The sequence below is a fragment of the Albidovulum sp. genome, from assembly GCF_049646345.1.
Lineage (GTDB): Bacteria > Pseudomonadota > Alphaproteobacteria > Rhodobacterales > Rhodobacteraceae > Albidovulum.
On the sequence record NZ_JBARVQ010000069.1, the window covers coordinates 1 to 2409 of the forward strand.

3 protein-coding genes are annotated in these 2409 nt (G+C 64.1%); 2 read left to right on the forward strand and 1 reads right to left on the reverse strand.

Going from position 1 to position 2409, the window contains the following annotated elements; translation table 11 throughout:
* Positions 1 to 579 (forward strand): DNA repair protein RecO (gene recO / locus WBB85_RS01655; protein WP_432636886.1); only part of this gene is annotated, 579 nt, incomplete at its 5' end.
* Here recO and WBB85_RS01660 read toward each other — a convergent pair.
* Positions 570 to 977, reverse strand: a complete 408-nt coding sequence (locus tag WBB85_RS01660; RefSeq protein WP_432636887.1) for an META domain-containing protein — start codon at positions 975 to 977, stop codon at positions 570 to 572. The genes recO and WBB85_RS01660 overlap by 10 nt on opposite strands.
* Positions 978 to 1092: 115 nt before the next feature.
* Between WBB85_RS01660 and WBB85_RS01665 the strand changes: the two genes are divergently transcribed.
* Positions 1093 to 2319 carry an MFS transporter gene (locus WBB85_RS01665; RefSeq protein WP_432636888.1) on the forward strand — a complete coding sequence of 409 codons (1227 nt, stop codon included), beginning with the start codon at positions 1093 to 1095 and terminating at the stop codon, positions 2317 to 2319.
* The last annotated feature ends 90 nt before the right edge of the window (positions 2320 to 2409 follow it).

Genomic DNA, 2409 nt, shown 5'->3' on the forward strand with positions numbered 1-2409 from the left:
CTTCAACCCGGTGCGCAGCTTGATGTGACCTGGCGGGGGCGGCTTGAGGATCATCTGGGAACCTTCGCCGTTGAACCCCTGCGGTCACGCACCGGGGTGCTGGGCGACCGTCTGGCGCTTGCGGGCCTGAATGCGGTCTGCGCGCTTTTGCGCTTTGCGCTGCCTGAACGTGAGGCCCACCCCGAGATCTATGCCGCCACGATCGTCCTTCTCGATGCGTTGGGGCAGGATCCGGACTGGGTTCTGATCTATCTGCGTTGGGAGCTGATGCTGCTGGAGGAGCTGGGCTATGGGCTGGACCTGAGCCGTTGTGCGGTCACCGGAACCCGCGATGATCTGGCCTATGTCAGTCCGAAATCGGGCCGCGCCGTCGCGCGTGATGCGGCGGGGGAATGGGCGGATCGTTTGCTGCCACTGCCGGTCTGCCTGATGGGGCAGGGGCCGGCATCGCCGGGCGAACTCGCTGAGGGGTTTCGGACCACCGGCCATTTCCTTGAACACCGCATTGCCCATGACCTGCACCGCAAGCTGCCCGAGGCACGGCGGCGGTTCGTTGACCTTTTGGCACGTCAGGGTTGAGAGCGGGTAAAGACCATCTCGCGCCCATCGGGCGTTGACAGGATCAGCGTGTCACCCGCGATCTCGGCCAGTGTCATGGATGTCAGTGCGTCGAAGAATGCGGTTTCGGCCGCCAGTTCCGGGCAGGCGCGGCGGGTGACGGCGATATCCCCAGCGTCGAACCACGGATATGGCGCGGTCATGGGGCCCGAATAGGCATTGCAGGGGGCTGCGCCCGCAATTCGCCCCGGTTCGGGAAAACCGAGCGTGGCGCGGGCCGGGAAGGTCTTTCCGTCAATCTCGATCAATTGCCACAGACCGGTGCCGCCGCCATAGGCCGCGACGGTTTCATCGTTCTGGCAGCCGGTGGCAAGAAGCAACGGCAGAAGCAGGATCAGGCGCATGCTGCCATGAGGCACGATCCCGCCCGGCCGGACAAGCCCGAACTGTGAACGGTTTCAATCCGACATACCGTGCGTCGCAAAATGTCGCGACGGGGCGGGGTTTTGCGGGCTTTTGGGCAGTGGAGGCCAGATGATCAGTCGCTATATCCCTGAAAACCTGCGTCACGCCCCGGTGCCGGGCGTGAAGGGCTTTGCCATATTGACGGGGATCGAGGCGTCGCTGCGCGGGCTTCTGATCTCGATCTGGCCGCTGGTGCTGTATCGCGCGTTGTCCGAGGATGCGGCCGCAGTCAGCCTGATCTATCTTGCCGCCGGGATTGCCTCGCTCGTCTGGGGGCTGATGGTGCCCTGGATCAGCCGCTTCATCCCACGCCGCTGGGTCTATACCGGGGGCGTGGGGTTTTATCTGATCGGCGGCACATGCGCGATTGTCGGCGGACCGCTGCTGACGCCGCTTGCGCTCGTCATCTCCAACCTCGCGACGGTGACCGTGTTCATCTGCACCAATGCCTATGTGATGGACTATATCGCGCGGCATGAACTGGGACGCAGCGAGACGCTGAAGATGCTCTACAGCGCCGCATCTTGGGCATTGGGCCCGGTGATCGGCGTATTCCTCTGGACCTGGTGGGAGCCGCTGCCATTCCTGATCGGCATGGGCTTCGCCGCGGCCCTTCTCGCGACCTTCTGGTTCCTGAGGCTGGGTAACGGCAAGCTGATCACCCGCGCCCGTGCGCCTGCCCCCAACCCCCTGGCCTATCTCGGCCGGTTTTTCCGCCAGCCGCGCCTGATCGCGGGTTGGCTCTTTGCGGTGCTACGGTCGTCGGGCTGGTGGGTCTATGTCGTCTATCTGCCGATCTTCTGCATCGAGGCGGGGCTGGGCGACAAGGTGGCAAGTGCCGTCTTTTCGGTGTCGAACACTTTCCTGTTCCTGTCGCCCTTCATGTTGCGCTGGATGCAGAAGCGCGGGCTGAGGCGGGCGATCCGTGTGACATTTGCCGCCTGTTCGGCCTGTTTCCTGCTGGCCGCATTCGGCCAAGCCTGGCCGCCGATCACCGTTGCCGCCCTGTTTGCCGGATCGCTCTTTCTCGTCATGCTCGATACGTTCGGCGGCCTCCCGTTCCTGATGGCGGTGAAACCGGCCGAACGGACCGAAATGTCGGCGGTTTACTCCAGCTTCCGCGATGTTTCGGGCATCCTGTCGCCCGCCGCGGCCTGGCTTGTCCTCTTGGTCGCGCCCATCACGGGCGTTTTTGCAGCCGGGGCGGCGGGGCTCGCCGTGATGGTTGCGATCGCCGGGCGACTGCATCCAAGATTGGGGGAACAGCGGCCTGTCGCCCGCGATCAGGCCACCTGACACCTGCCATGTCAGGGTGTTTGCGCCGTCGAACTGCCCTTGCAGTCGTTTTCAGTTGGCGATCTAACCCAGAGTATGCGTAAGTTATTC

What these genes read in the sequence shown, in the direction of transcription:
- WBB85_RS01665 (WP_432636888.1), top strand. Translation starts at nt 1,093, where the DNA reads ATGATCAGTCGCTATATCCCTGAAAACCTGCGTCACGCCCCGGTGCCG.